This window comes from Bacillus sp. SIMBA_005, assembly GCF_046535585.1.
Taxonomy (GTDB): Bacteria; Bacillota; Bacilli; order Bacillales; family Bacillaceae; genus Bacillus; species Bacillus pumilus.
Genome location: NZ_JAWRWI010000337.1, coordinates 1 through 275, shown reverse-complemented (window position 1 = coordinate 275; position 275 = coordinate 1). Strand labels below are relative to the sequence as shown.

Below are 275 nucleotides of genomic sequence, written 5' to 3'. Positions count from 1 at the left end.
CCAGATGGTCGTGGAGGTGTAATCCTGCTCCTCAGAGAAGGACAAGACCAGTGCAGGATTCGAAGACACTTGTTGCAGCTTGAACAACACACCCGACTCGGCCGCCACTTCCTGCATCTTCACCAAGAGGTTGTCGAAACGAGCCTCCAGCGTGCGCACAGGCCCGCGTCCGGCATCGGTCATGAACTGCACCTTTGCCCGACGTTCTGTCCTTCGGGGCTTTCCAGTACCGATCTGGCTGATAACTGCATTACGGAGGATAGTCTCGACCGGGC

Annotated in this window: 1 protein-coding gene; it reads right to left on the bottom strand. The window is 57.5% G+C overall.

Going from position 1 to position 275, the window contains the following annotated elements; all coding sequences use genetic code 11:
- Positions 1 to 183: hypothetical protein (locus SB660_RS20375; protein WP_410584138.1), on the bottom strand; the 183-nt coding region annotated here is incomplete at its 3' end.
- Between the last annotated feature and the right edge of the window lie 92 nt (positions 184 to 275).